Here is a 17,390-nt window from a genome sequence, read left to right on the forward strand (position 1 = left end):
TTTTTTTGTTTATTATTCATTGTTATTGTTGGTTGTTAATTATTAAATAATTTCATTAATTGTATTTATCATTATATTAAATTTATTTAAATAAATTTAATATAAAAAAAGAGCATATGAAAATATGCTCTGAGTGGCGGAAATATAGAGTAATTACAGTGTTTTCAGCATCGTCACTTCGCAATCGACATGGCCAGTATTTCCCATCGGGCCATTGATATGCTCAAACCCCAATCTTTCATATAAGCCAACAGCACTGGTCAAACTGGCCGTGGTTTCCAGATAACAGCGCTTAAACCCCTGTTGACGGGCAAACTCCAGCGCTTGTAACGCCAATTTTTTTGCCAGCCCTTTACCGCGCAATACCGGCAGGAAATACATTTTCTGTAATTCGCAGAGGTCAGCTTCACCACCAGACAAAGGTGCTACGCCGCCACCGCCGGCAATATTGCCGTCCACTTCAATCACCCAGTAAGCACTGCGTGGTTGGCTGTACAGCTCATATAAGTGATCCAAATTAGGATCAGACACGGTGTAGCCTTTGTCGGCAGTTAAACCGAACTCAGCCGAAACTTCTCGGATGACATTAGCGATAGCGAAGTTGTCTGCTAAGGTAATGGCGCGCACCGGCAGGCGGATAGGTGTAGCTGTGGTCATGGCGTATTACTCTATAAATCGAATGGTAATAACTTAGTAATAATCTGTAATACCATTGAATGGTGCCAGGGTGCAATGGCAAAAAGTAGGGGCCATGATAGCGAACAATTATCATAGCCCCCGTCAGACATACTGTATGTCTGATTAATTTACAGAGCAGCGATAGTCGCCTGCTGTTCAATTAACTTTTGCTTAGCTTCAGCACAGGTCGCCATTCTTTCGCGCTCTTTGGCAACTACGGCTTCTGGCGCGCGCGCCACAAAACCTTCGTTACTCAATTTACCTTCGATGCGCTCAATCTCGGCTTCCAGCTTGGCGACTTCTTTTGCCAAGCGATCCAATTCAGTGGCTTTATCAATCAGACCGGCCATTGGAATCAATACTTCAGCACCTTCCACCAGTTTGGTCACGGATACCGGGCCTTTATCACCGTCAGCTAACAGGGTGAGAGAAGACAAGCGCGCCAGTGACTGGATGAAACTCTGGTTTTCCAGCATGCGGCGCTGAGCATCAGCACTGGCACCCCGCAGCATAACGTCCAGTGGTTTACCCGGCGCGATGTTCATTTCCGCCCGAATATTACGCACGGCAATAATGGTCTGCTTGATCCACTCCAAATCACTCAGGGCTTTCTCATCGACCTGATTGGCATCATATTCTGGGAAAGGCTGCAACATAATGGTGTCCGCAGTGATGCCTTTCAGCGTTTTGACCCGCTGCCAAATAGTCTCAGTGATGTAAGGAATGATTGGGTGCGCCAGACGCAACAGGGCTTCCAACACTTCAATCAAGGTATGGCGAGTCCCGCGTAATTCAGCTTCTGAGCCGCTGTTCATGACGGGCTTTGTCAATTCCAAATACCAATCACAGAACTGGTTCCAGGTAAATTCATACAGAATACTGGCCGCGAGATCGAAGCGATAAGTGTCCATTGCTTCGCGGTAGGCTTTGATGGTCTGATTAAATTCAGCCAAAATCCAGCGGTCAGCCAGTGACAGCACCATTTCGCCGCCGTTCTGCCCGCAATCTTGCCCTTCGGTATTCATCAGCACGAAACGGCTGGCGTTCCACAGCTTGTTACAGAAGTTGCGATAACCTTCCAGGCGCTTCATATCCCAGTTGATATCACGGCCAGTCGAGGCCAATGCAGCTAATGTAAAGCGCAGGGCATCAGTGCCGTGCGGCTCAATGCCGTTCGGGAATTGCTTCTCGGTGCGCTTGCGGATTTTCTCGGCCAACTGCGGCTGCATCATATTACCGGTACGTTTTTCCAGCAGCTCTTCCAGCGAGATACCATCGACCATATCCAGCGGGTCAATAACATTGCCTTTGGACTTGGACATTTTTTGCCCTTCGTCATCGCGGATAAGACCGGTCATGTACACGGTTTTAAACGGCACTTGCGGCTTACCATTTTCATCTTTCATAAAGTGCATGGTCAGCATGATCATGCGGGCAATCCAGAAGAAAATAATGTCAAAGCCGCTGACCACGACACTGGTCGGGTGGAAGGTTTTTAGTGCTTCGGTCTGCTCAGGCCAGCCCAATGTGGAGAAAGTCCACAGGCCGGATGAGAACCAGGTATCCAGCACGTCTTCATCCTGACGCAAGGCCACATCTGCGCCCAGGTTATTTTCGCGGCGTACTTCAGCTTCATCACGGCCAACATACACTTTGCCGTCTTCGTCATACCAGGCCGGAATGCGGTGACCCCACCACAATTGACGGGAAATACACCAGTCTTGGATATCGCGCATCCATGAGTAATACATATTTTCGTACTGTTTCGGTACGAATTGGATCTCGCCGTTTTCCACCGCTTCAATGGCGACTTTGGCCAGCGGAGCTGTGCGAACATACCATTGGTCGGTCAGCATCGGCTCGATAACCACGCCGCCGCGATCGCCATAAGGCACTGTCAGGTCGTGCGGTTTAACTTCTTCCAACAGGCCAAGTTTATCGAATTCAGCTACCACGGCTTTACGCGCAGCAAAACGCTCCAGACCTTGGAACTGCTCTGGAATTGCACCGCTGCATGCATCGGTGGCTTCGCCGTTAGTATCAAACACTTCGCCTTCCGCACGGATATCACCGTCGAAAGTCAAAATGTTTATCATTGGCAGGGCGTGGCGCTTACCAACTTCATAGTCATTAAAATCGTGAGCCGGAGTGATTTTTACGCAACCGGTGCCTTTTTCCATATCGGCGTGTTCATCGCCTAGGATCGGAATACGGCGGCCAACCAGTGGCAAAATCACTTCTTTGCCGATCAGATCTTTGTAACGAGGATCTTCCGGGTTGACCGCAACCCCGGTATCACCCAGCACAGTTTCTGGGCGGGTGGTGGCAACGACCAAATAATCTTTGCCTTCAGCGGTTTTCGCGCCATCGGCCAGCGGGTAACGCAAATGCCACATGGAGCCTTTGGATTCGCGGTTTTCCACTTCCAAATCAGAAATAGCCGTGCGCAGTTTCGGATCCCAGTTCACCAGACGTTTGCCACGGTAAATCAGATCTTCTTTATGCAAACGAACAAATACTTCTTTCACGGCGTTGGACAGGCCTTCATCCATGGTGAAACGCTCGCGTTCCCAATCCACAGAGTTACCCAAGCGGCGCATTTGACGAGTAATGGTGCCGCCTGACTCGCCTTTCCATTCCCAGATTTTATCAATAAATGCATCACGGCCGTAATCGTGGCGAGTTTTGCCTTCTTCTGCGGCAATCTTGCGCTCAACCACCATTTGGGTCGCGATACCGGCATGGTCAGTACCGGCTTGCCATAAGGTGTTTTTACCTTGCATGCGCTGATAGCGAATCAAAGTATCCATGATGGTTTGCTGGAAAGCATGGCCCATGTGCAAACTGCCGGTCACATTTGGCGGTGGGATCATGATGCAGTAGCTTTCTTTGCTGGTATCGCCGTTCGGCTTAAAATAACCCTGCTTTTCCCAGTGCTCATACAGCGGCTGCTCGATTTCCTGCGGGCTATAGGTTTTATCGAGGGACGGCTCAGTTTTGTCGATATTAGAAGGTGTATTTTCCATTTTCTTTTTTTAGTTCAATTAGTTGGCGGCGTTGCCGTGATCAAGTGGAAGCCGACGCTGCGATAAGACTTATATCGGTCGCGCGCCAACTGTTTCAAATTTTCTTCGTAAGGGACGAAGTCTACCACTTCATGGAAAGCAGTGGCAAAACCTGCGAACTCTGGCAGCAGACTAATAAGTAGGTCGCGGGGGGAGTTCCCACGTCGTTCTGGCCAAGCCAGTTCAACTGGCGCACCATATTTTGGCCCTTCACCGGCTAAATTATGCGGCACAAATTGATCTGGAGCCCGCTGCCACAGGGCTTCATCCAGCCTCTGGGCTTGCTCCTGACTTTCACAGGCGATCAACACCCGTTTGCCTGCCCGCCAACGTTCAGCCGCAACCTCACAGGCCAACGCTTCATGAGCGCGCAGCTCACCGGCGGGCGTGTCGTGTTCGAGCAGGTAGAAGGTGGCGTTTTTCATAGGTTCTCTGCACTCTTCGTCCTTGAAGCCGCAGGGTTGTTAGCTGCTCTCACTCACCCGAATCACTTACTGATGTAAGTTCATCGGGATGAGTTCGTTTGCCGCCTACCTGCAACTCCAATGACTTTGAGTGTATATTCGATGGAAATAGAGTAAACGATTAATCGTCGCCGTTTTGCCCTGCGCGGTTCAGCAAGAACTGAGACAGCAGCGCGACCGGCCGGCCTGTTGCACCTTTGTTCTTGCCTGAACGCCATGCAGTACCCGCGATATCTAAATGTGCCCAGCTATATTTACGGGTAAAACGTGACAGGAAACAGCCCGCGGTAATGGCACCACCCGCACGGCCACCAATGTTTGCCATGTCGGCAAAATTGGAATCCAGTTGCTCATAGAATTCATCGCCCAGCGGCAATCGCCATGCGCGGTCGCCCGCCTGTTCGGATGCCCCGATAAGCTCGTGAGCCAGTGGATTGTGATTCGACATCAAACCGGTGATGTGATGGCCCAATGCCACGACACATGCACCTGTCAGCGTGGCGATATCAATTACCAGTTCTGGGTCGAAGCGCTCAACATAAGTAAGAGCATCGCACAGCACCAAGCGGCCTTCGGCATCGGTATTAAGCACTTCAACTGTCTGGCCAGACATGGTGGTGAGGATATCGCCTGGGCGATAAGCGCGGCCACCCGGCATATTTTCACAGCCCGCCAAGACGCCAATCACGTTCAATGGTAATTGCAGCTCAGCCACCACACGCATCACGCCATACACCGTTGCAGCGCCACACATGTCATATTTCATCTCATCCATGCCTTCGGCAGGCTTGATGGAAATACCGCCGGAATCGAAGGTCAACCCTTTGCCCACCAGCACAATTGGCTTAGCGTCTGGGTTCGGATTACCCTTATATTCTATCACCGACATCAATGATTCATTCTGCGAACCATGGCCAACAGCAAGATAAGAGTGCATTCCCAGCTCTTTCATTTGCTGCTCACCAATCACGCGAGTGATGATATTAGTGCTGAATGCATCGGCCAACTGGCGCGCCTGCGAGGCCAGATAGGCGGCATTACAAATATTTGGCGGCATGTTGCCTAAATCTTTAGCCGCTTTAATGCCGGATGCCACTGCCAGACCATGCTGGATTGCGCGTTCACCGCTGGTCAGTTCACGGCGAGTGGGCACATTGAACACCATTTTACGCAGTGGTCGACGAGGCTCGGTTTTGTTGCTTTTAAGCTGATCGAAGGTATAAAGCGTCTCTTTCGCGGTTTCGACCGCTTGACGCACTTTCCAGTAAGTATTGCGGCCTTTAACATGCAGTTCAGTCAGGAAGCAAACGGCTTCCATTGATCCGGTGTCATTAAGGGTATTGATGGTCTTCTGGATCACTTGCTTGTACTGGCGCTCATCGAGCTCGCGCTCTTTGCCACAGCCAATTAACAAGATGCGCTCGGAGAGAATATTCGGCACATGGTGCAGTAACAGCGTCTGCCCGACTTTGCCTTCAAGTTCACCACGGCGCAATAAAGCGCTGATGTAGCCATCACTAATTTTGTCGAGTTGTTCGGCAATGGGAGATAGACGACGGGGTTCGAAAACGCCGACTACAATACAGGCACTGCGCTGTTTTTCCGGGCTGCCGCTCTTTACACTGAACTCCATGCACTCTCCTGAATCTTAAAGACAAAGGCGGGAGCTACCGCTAGAATGTAGCACTCCGCAACGATCTCTCTCCGTTGTGTTAACGACGTGTGTTAACCTTAACGGCATAAGTTGTTTTGTTTTGGCGACTATAAGCATGTTCCTATAGGACACCTAAACGCTAGATGTTGTAATACTATTTTAGCTGTGAAGGTTGCCATATGATGAGAATAAATGGCGGATTAACGATGAAACTATCGATTTTCCTGCAAAAAGACAAGTTTTCACAGGCGTATTAGCGTGATCATCATTAGATATCTGGTACGGGAAACACTTAAGAGCCAAATTGCGATTCTGTTCATCCTGCTATTAATCTTCTTTAGCCAGAAGTTAGTACGGATATTAGGCGCTGCGGTCGATGGTGAAATACCGACGAACTTGGTTTTATCCCTTTTAGGGCTTGGTGTGCCGGAAATGGCACAACTTATCCTGCCATTGAGCTTATTCCTTGGCTTGTTGATGACCTTCGGCAAATTGTATACGGAGAGTGAAATCACCGTGATGCATGCCTGCGGCATGGGTAAGAAATCCTTGATTATGGCCGCATTGATTCTGGCGCTGGTGACTTCAGCGCTGGCGGCGGTCAATACTATTTGGCTTGGCCCTTGGTCTTCTAAACATCAAGCTGAAGTGCTGAATGACGCCAGAGCAAACCCTAGCCTGGCTGCTTTAGCTGGCGGTCAGTTTAAATCGTCAACTGATGGTAATTCAGCCCTATTTATCGGTAATGTGACGGGCAAAGAGTTTAACCGTGTATTTCTGGCACAATTGCGGCCAAACGGTAATCAGCGCCCCTCTGTTGTTGTTGCTGACAGCGGTCATATGACTGAGCGGCCCGACGGCTCACAAGTGGTTATCTTAAATAAAGGTACTCGCTATGAAGGCACCGCATTGCTGCGCGACTTCCGTATCACCGATTTTGTCGATTATCAGGCAATTATTGGTCATCAGGAAGTACAGCAAAACAATAACGTGGCTGAGCAGATGTCCATGGCGCAGTTGTGGAATTCGAATGAGCCGGATGCGCGAGCGGAGTTTCATTGGCGTCTAACACTGATTTTTTCAGTGATAATCATGGCGTTACTGGTCGTGCCGCTAAGTGTGGTCAACCCGCGTCAGGGCCGAGTATTAAGCATGCTACCGGCCATGTTGCTGTATTTGATTTTCTTCCTATTGCAAAGCTCCCTGCGCTCGAACGCAGGCAGCGGCAAGCTGGACCCACTAGTCTGGATGTGGGCTGTAAACGGCGCTTATCTGGCGCTTGCGGTGATATTGAATCTGTGGGATGGGTTACCGGCCCGTAAGTTGCGCGCCCGTTTGAGAGGTGTTTTCTGATGTTTGGTGTATTAGACCGTTATATCGGGCGGACTATCCTCAATACTATCTTGATGACCTTATTCATGCTGGTGTCGTTATCCGGCATCATCAAGTTTGTCGAGCAGTTGCGTAAAATTGGGCAGGGTGATTACTCGGCGGTGTCTGCGGGTATGTACACGTTGCTCAGTATCCCGAAAGATATCGAGATATTCTTCCCGATGGCGGCCCTGTTAGGGGCATTGCTTGGGCTGGGGTCATTAGCGACTCGCAGTGAGTTGGTGGTGATGCAAGCCTCGGGGTTTACCCGCATGCAAATCGCTGCGGCGGTGATGAAAACTGCCATCCCACTTGTGCTGCTGACCATGGCAATTGGCGAGTGGGTCGCCCCACAGGGTGAGCAGATGGCGCGTAATTTCCGTGCACAACAGTTGTATGGCGGTTCGTTGTTATCAACACAATCTGGTTTGTGGGCAAAAGACGGCTCTGACTTTATCTATATTCAGCGCGTATCCGGTGACAAAGAACTGACTGGGGTTAATATTTATCATTTTGATAAACAGGACCGCTTGCTTTCAGTTCGCTATGCCGCCACCGCTACATTTGAAGACAATCTGTGGCGCTTGTCGCAGGTTGATGAATCTGATTTAAGCAACCCCAACAAGGTGACTGGCTCACAGACGCTAACCGGTGAATGGAAGACTAACTTAACCCCAGAGAAGCTGGGTGTGGTTGCCATGAACCCGGATTCTCTCTCTATTAGCGGGCTGCATGATTACAGCAAATACCTACGGCAAAGTGGGCAAGAATCGAGTCGATACGAGCTGAATATGTGGGGCAAGATATTTGCGCCATTCTCGGTTGCCGTGATGATGCTGATGGCGCTGTCATTTATTTTTGGCCCATTACGCAGTGTGCCAATGGGGGTTCGGGTCGTCACCGGTATCTTTTTTGGTTTTGTTTTCTACGTATTGGATCAAATTTTTGGCCCACTCAGTTTGGTTTACAACATCCCGCCGGTCATCGGCGCACTGTTGCCGAGTATACTTTTCCTCCTAATCAGTGTTTATTTGCTACTAAAACGGCGTTGATGGCGGTTTTTTCAACACTTAGACTAAACTTGGTGGGATAACAGTTGCATGCGGACTTCGGGTAGGTATAATTCACCTCGTTCTCCGCATACTACTTCAGTGCCGAAGTGGCGAAATCGGTAGACGCAGTTGACTCAAAATCAACCGCCGCGAGGCATGCCGGTTCGATTCCGGCCTTCGGCACCATTAGTATGTAAAGAGACCTCAACTGAGGTCTTTTTTTATGTCTAAAATCCAGTCCCCGCAAGGCTTTTCCTCTCTTTTCAGTCAACCGACGTCAATCTGAGTTACCCCACATCAACCTGCTTGTGAGTATACAAGTGAGTATATATGCTGGTTCGATAACGTTTATATACTCACGGCGGCATATGGAAGGATTACCATCATGGCCATGACTGATACTAAGGTTCGCGCTGCAAAACCTGAAGCAAATGACTATTCACTTGTCGATGGTGACGGCATGTTTTTGCTGATACACCCTAACGGCTCCAAATACTGGCGTTTCCGCTTTCGCTTTGGCGGTAAGCAACACCTGATGGCCTTTGGCGTTTACCCAGAGACTTCTCTGGCTGATGCCAGACATAAAAGAGAAGCTGCCAGAAAACTGGTGGCGGCAGGCATTGACCCCCGCGAACAAAAGCGTGCAGTAAAAGAAGAGTTGGCTAAAGAAGTCTTCACCTTTGAAGTGGTTGCCAGAGAATGGCATGCGACTAACAAGAAGTGGTCAAAAGATCATAGCTCTCGTGTTTTGAAAACCCTGGAAGACTTTCTTTTCCCGGCCATCGGTAAATACAACATCACCGAACTTAAAACCCGCGATTTGTTGGCACCTATCAAAGCGGTAGAGAAGTCTGGTCGTCTTGAGGTAGCTTCCCGTCTTCAACAGCGTACGACAGCAATCATGCGCTATGCGGTGCAAAGCGGTTTGACCGACTACAATCCCGCTCAGGAAATGGCTGGAGCCGTCGCTACAGCAAAACGGCAACATCGCCCCGCCTTAGAACTTAGTCGTACTCCTGAACTACTTCACCGTATCGATACCTACACCGGCAGGCCGCTTACTCGTTTAGCTATAGAAATGACGCTGCTGGTCTTTATCCGCTCCAGTGAACTGCGTTTCGCCCGTTGGTCAGAGATCGACTTCGAAACTGCAATGTGGACGATACCGGCAGATCGCGAACCATTGGAAGGCGTTAAGCATTCTCACCGTGGGTCAAAGATGCGTACACCGCACCTGGTGCCTTTATCTCGGCAGGCGCTTGCAGTTCTTGAGAAAATAAAACGGCTAAATGGTAATCGCGATTTAATTTTCGTTGGCGACCATGATCCTCGCAAACCGATGAGTGAAAATACGGTGAACAATGCACTCCGGGTGATGGGCTATGACACGAAAGTTGAAGTCTGTGGTCATGGTTTCAGAACCATGGCATGTAGTTCATTGATTGAGTCAGGGATTTGGTCAAAGGATGCGGTAGAGCGACAGATGAGCCATCAGGAGCGTAACTCCGTGCGTGCGTCTTACATTCATAAGGCAGAGCACTTGGATGAACGCAGGCTAATGCTGCAGTGGTGGGCTGATTTTCTAGATGCGAATCGGGAGAAGGGGGTTAGTCCGTTTGATTTTGGGAAAATACTTGCCTAGGTTGTGCTCCTTAATAAAACAACCTCCTTAAAAATAAGCGAATGCAACTTATCTGGACCATTAAGAGATAAGTCATGGCCGTCATTTCAAAGTATGTGGTGATTCGGCGGCTCTCTTTCAATAACCAAAGCATCTTTTTACCACGTTACGCATTACAATGCGCTTCACTGCTAGAACTTGTCTACTTAGGTGACTTTTACACCCATTTTGTGCTGATCAACGATCTCATCGAGTAAGTCTGACGCATACTGCTTTTCATGAGCCGGCCCTGGACTCAGTATGATATTCGACGGGATACCGTTTCCATTGATGGCCAGATGGATTTCGTTGAGACAACCACTATGGGAGTGAATGAGATGATTATTGTCGACGATATCGTGTTATTTTTTTGTTTCTGCAGTACAACGATGGACTCTAACTAGGATACACTTCACTATCAGGTTGAGCGATGCGTTAGAACGTTAGAGGGGCACGGAGAATATAACGCTTAAAGTTCGGGGGTATACTAAAAGTGCAACAGTATTCTGGATGTGAATCAACAGAGTTGTGCGAACACTTACTATTTCTTAATAATTCATCGATTGTGATTTTTTCTGGTTTTTTTAATTAAAATATCTAGTCAAAAAATATAATTAAATGCTAGTCTTTTTTTAATTAAAAAAATGTCCAGTTACTTCCCCTAATGATTTCATGGGGAAGTAACTTACATTGTTCAGTGGCTACCTATGTAAAATCATGTGCTAAAGCACTTCTGAATTTGTAATTAATGTAATATTCTTTTGCTAAACTATCAACAAAAGGATTATTTAATCTTTTTGTTCTTTTACCATTAAGAGAAAAGGTTTTCTCTTTTAAAGAAATATAGAATTTTTCTTTATCAAACATAGTGAAACAGTTCAATTCTTGAGGGAAGCCAGAGTCAGGATTATCAATGACCTTATTCAATTGGTCATTCATTTTTTTGTATTTAGTAATCCAACCAGGTAAATATAAAAGTTTCGGTTGCTCGCTATTACATGTGAAAGAAAGTTCGCCATCAGAATTATAAACACAAAGCTCTAATATGTTGACATTTACAACAATAGACTTACTGAAGTCGAATACGCAGTAGTGATTATTATTATCAATGGTGGGCAGCTTAAGCAAGTGATGTTTTGATTCAACTTCTTTTTTATCAATATTTTTATTTTTTATAGTTTCTTCTATGAAAGGAATCAATCTGACTTCATTTACCTTTCTTAAACCACTGCTACGCACAGATAAATCGCACTCTTGTTCGATAAGAATATAGTATAGTGTTTTGGTGTTTTCTTCATCCGTTTTAATAGTGAATTCAAATATGTCACCAGAAGATAGCGGCGAATGTATACTGTTTATATTTTTATCAAAGAGCTCTGTTTCCCTGAGTTTCGAGAACATTTCCCCAGGAGTGTTGAGCTTAGAAAGATATGTTTTATACTTAGTTGATGCAACGTCATCAAATATAACACTCTGAACCGAGCGGAAAGCCGTAAGTTTCTCAACTAAATTGTCATCTTTTGTTAAGGAATTATAAATTGCCTCAGATTGTTTAATAGAGAATAATCGGTGAAGTAATTCAAGTTCAGACGCTCCCTCGTTCAAAGAACTTCCAAAAATACTTGAGTCAATCTCATAGATAGATTTTTGGCTAAGCTCATTTTTTATCATTTTCACAGATTCGGATAGTTGTTCGCTTATGGACTCCATCATTTCAGTACTTAGTTTTCGTAAGAAAATCCTTTTTATAAATTCAGAAGACTTAAAGTCAAGAGATATTCCATCCTCACTTTCGTCAATAATACTTTTAGATAAAACAGAGAAGTTATGTGTGTCAGTTGATTCATCTATTTCTTGCATTATAGAATATCTTTTGTCTTCCTCTTCTTTACCATGCTGAGCTTCACTGGTGAAAAGAACACAATAAGAGTTCCTTGTGTCACTAGATGATAAAATTTCCTTTATGATTTCTTTTCCATAATCATTAGGTCGTCCTTCTTTTTCGAAGTTATAGTCTATTAAAAATAAATTCTTATCAGTTTTATTGAGAATGTCAGATTTTTCTTTATCCCATTTCGACAAATTATAGCGGTGCACATCACCAGCTGAATTCTCTTCAAAGATTTTAATTAATTCATCAAACTGAGTTTTGGTGAAATCAGGTGCTTCAATGTTCAAAGAACGATAAAAAGATGAAATTACGCTATCATCTAATGGGATGTCATCTTTAATTGCTTCATATGGAGCAAGAAAATCAATTTCAGAGAAGGGAGCAAAGTTACTCAGTTCCGTGAGATCGCCAGCTGATACTCTAGCTTGAATTTCACGTAAATAGTCATTTTTAATTGAGTCATTTTGTGCGGAAAATCGATCATCAACCCAAAAGACATTTTTTATTTCAATAGCTTTAAAAACACTTTTCTTGAACTCATCAACTTGTGCACTCATTATATAGCTGCCTCTGTCAAATCAATTTCAAACTTAAATCTACGACCATGCTTATTTCTATCATGTAGTAGTTTAACCGAACAACCTCTTTCATCAAGGAGCATTTTAACTATGAATAATCCCAGCCCTTGTCCATCTTCTTTATCAGTAGAGAACATATCAAACAGAACATCCTCAAGAGGTTCTCTGATGCCTTTGCCTGAGTCTGAGATAACTATTTTATAGCCATGGATTGAGAATTTAATTTCCAAAATCTCATTTGGATAATGTATTTTCGATAATTTTAGCCAATGCTCAGAATTGCGAGTTATGTTATCAATTATTTGGAAAAGTTTGCCTCTATTAAATTTTATTAAGCAATTGTCGCCTTCAATTGTAGATGCCTTAATATCAATTTCATCTTTTAAAAAATAATCTTTTCTAAGATTTACATATTCTTCTACATATTCTGAAATTATGATACTGTCGGTCTTTTCTCTTTGAGCTCTGACCAGAGGACTCAACGATGAAATAGATTTTGATATAACTTGAGTATCCGCTTGGATTGAATTTAATTCCTTGATTAAAGGTATGTCTTTAATCTTCAAATCCTTTAACCGCTGGAGAGCTAAATTTAGATGAAGACGAATATTCGTAATCTGTGAATTAGCTTCGTGAGCCAGAGCCTGTGCTGATAATCCTATAGCAACATAATCGTAAAAATTTTTAATTTGCCTTTCATATCCGTCAATTTCCGAAAGAATTTGCTCTGAAGAAAGTTGATAACTTGATAGTTCTTTTGTAAAACTCTGTAGTTCTTGTTGATTGACATTAACTAGCATTTCTAAGTCAGCAACCATACTGTTAAGCTTTTCAAGTTCTAGTGTAACTCTTGGATCACTAAAAAGGTCATCTTTGCTTCTTTCAATTTTTTCATTCAAATCTTTTCTTTTTGATTCAAATTCTTTTTTTGATTTTTCAATTTGAACTATAATTTTTTCGTTGGACTGTTTCCCGCTAACAGATAACTGATTAATTTCTTTAGCCGCCAGTCGTGCAGAATAACCCTTAGGTTTTCCTACTTCATTTTGCGTCATTTCTTTTAAAAATATTAAACTAATACGTCTACTTTTATTCAGATAGTCATTTATTTTCTTTATTATAAATTGAGATAAAATAAAGAAAGTTTTATATTCTTTATTTTCAACAAAGCTTTCTCTATCGGATTTTTCAATGAGGTTTCTATTTTCATCCCAGGTTAAATTAATAAACCCAGTAATATTGGAAGGCCTTAAAGAATAAGAGCCACTGCCAGAAGTCATTTCTTTGCTAAGATTTAACCAATCAATCCGTCCACTACCTATTCTGAAACCATCTCTATATGCAGAAATGCCACCAGTTATATCTTGAATAGTCTCAATGAGACTATCGAAGTTTTTCGACGAGACTGACTTTAGATCTAGAGAATCCTTTCTAAATATAAAGTTAAATATTTTTCCAGAAAAATCACCAGGGTATAAATAGTAACTTTTTTTGGTTTCAGAAATATCACTTATCAGACACTCAAACTCAAAATAAAATACATACTTACCTTCCTTGTGTTTTATTTTATATTCTTGAAGAGCATTGCTATTAGATAAGTATGATGCTAAGGATAAGCCATTATCAGAGGTGATAAATTTCTCATATCGCTCTATTTGGTCTGCCTGGTTTGCTGATGGCCTATATGAAAGAAGGTCTAATTGTCCATTAATTGTAACCCTATCAGAATCCACTTTGAACGAAAAATTGCTAGCTGATTGCTTTAGTAATAGTTCAGATAACTCAGTAGTTTCATAATCAATACCATCACATCTAAAATAAATATTGAAGTTTTGGATTTGACCATGCGGTGATATCATACTTGCAACTCTTTGGGCAAGATCTTTTTGGTTTGAAGAGTCTTGCCAAAAAGATAAATCATGGAGTCCAATAATTTCTAATGTTGTTCCTGTTGTTTTTTGTGGGGCTAAAACAAGTTCCTTTACGGGAACATCATCAATATTTCTTCCATGCTGAAAATCATTCCAAGAGAAAGAGACTTGTAGGCCACTCTCGCCCGCGGTATGGAATGTTGAAATTCTACAAATTGGAGCTAATTGCATTGAGCCTAGCCGACCTAGGCCTTTATCGCCTGTGAACGTCCTGTTCCTATTAGTCTTCAGGTTTTGTATTTTTGCTGCTCGTTTAGCTGAATAGCTAACTGTTAACCAAGAACGATTAATTGCATCTCTCTGCATTCCGTGGCCATTGTCTTTGACCGTAACTTTACCTATAAAAATGTTATTATCTATTTTTTCTACATATTTTGTATCTATATCTATATAACAATATGTAGCATCAGCATCGTGTGCGTTTTTAATTAGCTCCAGCAGTGCTATTGCTGGGCTTGTGATTAACTCTGCGCCGAGTTGTTGGACAACATGGGCATCAATTTTTACTCTTAGCTTTTCATCTAAATTTGCCATTTCTATCTCCGCATTATCAAAACGGACTCTTTACCCATTGTTGTGGCAATTTGATTCCTTTTTGCCATTCGCTTATTGAGAATCGATCTTTCTATTTGGTGAATGAAGGTACAGCCTTCGTATTCTAATAGCTCCCTCATGATTTTATCTAATGGGACCTCTACATTAGATACTCTACGATTACCTAAAGTCCAAAACATATAGCCATTTTCTCTAAGGCACCCGATTGAGTTTTTTAGGGATAAATGCAAGTCATAAACAAAGCTTACTATTTTTCTAACATTGCTTGGGTTCAATTCATTAATTTCTTCGATACATAGGCGTAGCGATTTTGAATGATTTAATACCTCAATTCCTTTTTGCTTATGTTCTTTAAGTATCCCACCTAAGCTATTTGAATCTATCGAACTTTGATTAGATAATAGATCGATTTTTGAAATATTATCAATGTCATTCAAATTGATCCATTTTAAAGAAAGATATGAAAACTGACCATATGTAACAGTTGTTTGGTTATCTCCATAAGGTGGTGAACTAATAATTAGATCATACTTCCTCTTTGATTCTTTATGTTTTTTTGAATCGACATTTTTTATGATAACTTTACTTAATGATTTTGATTTTATTAACACATTGTTATCACTAAGAATCTTCTTCTGCAACTTTATGCTTTCTAAATTTTTTAATAAGTTTTTATTGAAAATTTCAATTGCTGATGGAGTTTGCTCTATTTGATCTTCTGTTTTAATATGCAACTTATAGGTGGAGTTTCTAGAATTACATACAGTTCTGATTGTATTACTTAGCGTTAGCCAGAATATTTTTCTAGCCCACTTTGACTCCTCAAGCATGATCGAACGATATATTTTACTCAGTTCTCTTTGTTTTTCGTGAGTGAACCATTTTTTTATTCCAGGAAAGTCCACTGAAATGCTATAAAAAATATCATTCTCGATATTATTTTGTAATGTTGTTATTTTTTCTTTCAGCTTACTAATATATAGTGGGCCACTTTTAACTTCGCACGCTAAAATAGCTAATGGGTTGATATCATAACCAATAAAATCTTTCCCTCGTAGCATAGCTTCGCCAAGGGTTGTACCTGAACCCACAAACGGATCGAAAATAGTTTTTATGCAAGGATCAATGCTAGATACAACATCTATAAGTTCTCCTTGCATCTCGGGTACCATCATTGCGGGGTACTGCACAAGGGCATGACAGTGCTTTCTTGTCGAACGACCTTTAAAAGACCAATACGACTCATCGAGAAGAGAAAAGGACTGGATTTTCTCTATAATCGTTTTATCAAGTGATGAATATACTGGCATTAAATAACCTTTTTTAACTTAAAAAAATTACCGATTATCTTTATGTTATCAATTTTTAAGCAGCAACACCAGGTTGCTCTTATAGTTCCCTCTACGATACAACATTTCATAAAATCATTCATGCTATTGTTTGTAAACGTTTTTTCAGGGTGTAAGTATTTTCATTTGTACTATGCTCTATGCATAAAAAAGTAATCCTGCACGAAACTTCTCCCAGGTAAGACAAGGGTTTCGAAAGAGTGAACCAGAGCTGGATGGGGATTATGTCAATTTGACAAGCGCGACTCAATGCAGAGCAAATTTTGTTAAGCCTTACGTAGACTGGATTTCGGAAGGCCGCAAATAGTTATATGTCATGATTAGAGTGTTTCTATATAACACCACCTTATACCCCGCCATCAGCAAGGGGTCGCCCATACGTGGCAGCGGTGCGAGATTCATCGGGATTGTCAGTGTCAGGCTGGCATCGTAATCACACCCCAGATAAATACGCAGCAGGGTAAAAACGTCCTCCCGCAGCTGACCGCCGGACAGCCAGCCTTTGGCCTCTGCCGTGTCTTCAGTTAACATTTCGACGCCGATGAAGTAGTTAGCATCTGAAGTTTCGCTGCCGAGGACCAGATGATCCCCCAGCCTTTGCTGCTCTGAAAACGAAAATCTCGCCTGTTTTCCGGCGGGCATCCGCGTGACCTTATGCGGCTTCCCTGTGACCCGGGTGTTGGGCGCCTGCATGGGCAGTTCCTTCCGCCGTGCGGGTGGTTCTTACCAGCGACTGCAATAAGCCAGTAAACGCGACGTGGGCACGTCTCCGCTGTCAGTGATGCCGGACAGGGCCATCAGGCTGCGCGAAGTTTTGTCGGTACCGCCGTCCTCAAAGGTGGCGGGATAACTGTACTTTCGCCAGATGCGATAAAACTGCGTAATCATCCGGTGGTTGAAGATGTCTAAAAAGGCTTTAAGCGCCTAATGACCTTCGCGCTGTTGGGTAATGTCATCGATGTAGCCGGTCGGCAGTGGCGAATCCACGCCGTACAGCCCCATTAATGTGGTGCGTACTGTCGGCGGCGCATCCGGGCGTTTCGGATCCGTTGTTTAATTAATATTAAACAACCAAAATATTAAACCAGTAGGGATGTCTAACCGGCTAATTTTCAATATTGTAATTATTTCTGTACTACCAA

At 43.6% G+C, this 17,390-nt stretch carries 10 protein-coding genes, 1 tRNA gene and 1 pseudogene; 4 read left to right on the forward strand and 8 right to left on the reverse strand.

Translation table 11 applies throughout. The features are described 5' to 3' along the window. Positions 1 to 153: 153 nt before the first annotated feature. The 4 genes from F0T03_RS02985 to pepA form a co-directional block, all read right to left on the reverse strand. Positions 154 to 657 carry a GNAT family N-acetyltransferase gene (locus tag F0T03_RS02985; RefSeq protein ID WP_145554801.1) on the reverse strand — a complete coding sequence of 168 codons (504 nt, stop codon included), beginning with the start codon at positions 655 to 657 and terminating at the stop codon, positions 154 to 156. Between the two features lie 149 nt (positions 658 to 806). Then, positions 807 to 3,704, reverse strand: a complete 2,898-nt coding sequence (locus F0T03_RS02990; RefSeq protein WP_159677192.1) for a valine--tRNA ligase — start codon at positions 3,702 to 3,704, stop codon at positions 807 to 809. Between the two features lie 14 nt (positions 3,705 to 3,718). Then, the gene (locus F0T03_RS02995) at positions 3,719 to 4,168 is read right to left on the reverse strand and encodes a DNA polymerase III subunit chi (protein WP_159677193.1); all 450 of its coding nucleotides are present in this window, start codon (positions 4,166 to 4,168) and stop codon (positions 3,719 to 3,721) included. Between the two features lie 160 nt (positions 4,169 to 4,328). Further along, the gene (gene pepA / locus F0T03_RS03000; protein ID WP_004713749.1) at positions 4,329 to 5,840 is read right to left on the reverse strand and encodes a leucyl aminopeptidase; all 1,512 of its coding nucleotides are present in this window, start codon (positions 5,838 to 5,840) and stop codon (positions 4,329 to 4,331) included. Positions 5,841 to 6,119: 279 nt separating this feature from the next. Here pepA and lptF point away from each other — a divergent pair, with 279 nt between their 5' ends. From lptF to F0T03_RS03020, 4 genes are all read left to right on the forward strand, one after another. Continuing rightward, on the forward strand, positions 6,120 to 7,214 hold the full coding sequence (gene lptF / locus F0T03_RS03005; protein ID WP_145554798.1) for an LPS export ABC transporter permease LptF: 1,095 nt from the start codon (positions 6,120 to 6,122) through the stop codon (positions 7,212 to 7,214). Beyond that, on the forward strand, positions 7,214 to 8,284 hold the full coding sequence (gene lptG, locus F0T03_RS03010) for an LPS export ABC transporter permease LptG (RefSeq protein WP_159677194.1): 1,071 nt from the start codon (positions 7,214 to 7,216) through the stop codon (positions 8,282 to 8,284). The genes lptF and lptG overlap by 1 nt, the downstream gene beginning before the upstream one ends. 101 nt (positions 8,285 to 8,385) lie before the next feature. Beyond that, positions 8,386 to 8,470 (forward strand) — tRNA-Leu (locus F0T03_RS03015). 199 nt (positions 8,471 to 8,669) lie between these two features. Continuing rightward, a complete protein-coding gene (locus F0T03_RS03020) occupies positions 8,670 to 9,926 on the forward strand; it encodes a tyrosine-type recombinase/integrase (protein WP_159677195.1) in 1,257 nt (418 codons plus the stop codon). A 723-nt stretch (positions 9,927 to 10,649) separates the two neighbouring features. Here F0T03_RS03020 and F0T03_RS03025 read toward each other — a convergent pair. The 4 genes and pseudogenes from F0T03_RS03025 to F0T03_RS21635 all read right to left on the reverse strand — a co-directional run. After that, a complete protein-coding gene (locus F0T03_RS03025; protein ID WP_159677196.1) occupies positions 10,650 to 12,392 on the reverse strand; it encodes a hypothetical protein in 1,743 nt (580 codons plus the stop codon). Next, a complete protein-coding gene (locus F0T03_RS03030) occupies positions 12,392 to 14,878 on the reverse strand; it encodes a sensor histidine kinase (RefSeq protein WP_159677197.1) in 2,487 nt (828 codons plus the stop codon). The genes F0T03_RS03025 and F0T03_RS03030 overlap by 1 nt, the downstream gene beginning before the upstream one ends. 2 nt (positions 14,879 to 14,880) lie before the next feature. Further along, entirely contained in the window at positions 14,881 to 16,209 is a 1,329-nt protein-coding gene (locus F0T03_RS03035; RefSeq protein WP_159677198.1) for a DNA methyltransferase, read from the reverse strand. A 375-nt stretch (positions 16,210 to 16,584) separates the two neighbouring features. After that, positions 16,585 to 17,250, reverse strand: a pseudogene (locus F0T03_RS21635) (type VI secretion system baseplate subunit TssG); the annotation flags it as partial. Between the last annotated feature and the right edge of the window lie 140 nt (positions 17,251 to 17,390).

Origin of the sequence: Yersinia canariae, from assembly GCF_009831415.1 — a bacterium.
GTDB lineage: Bacteria > Pseudomonadota > Gammaproteobacteria > Enterobacterales > Enterobacteriaceae > Yersinia > Yersinia canariae.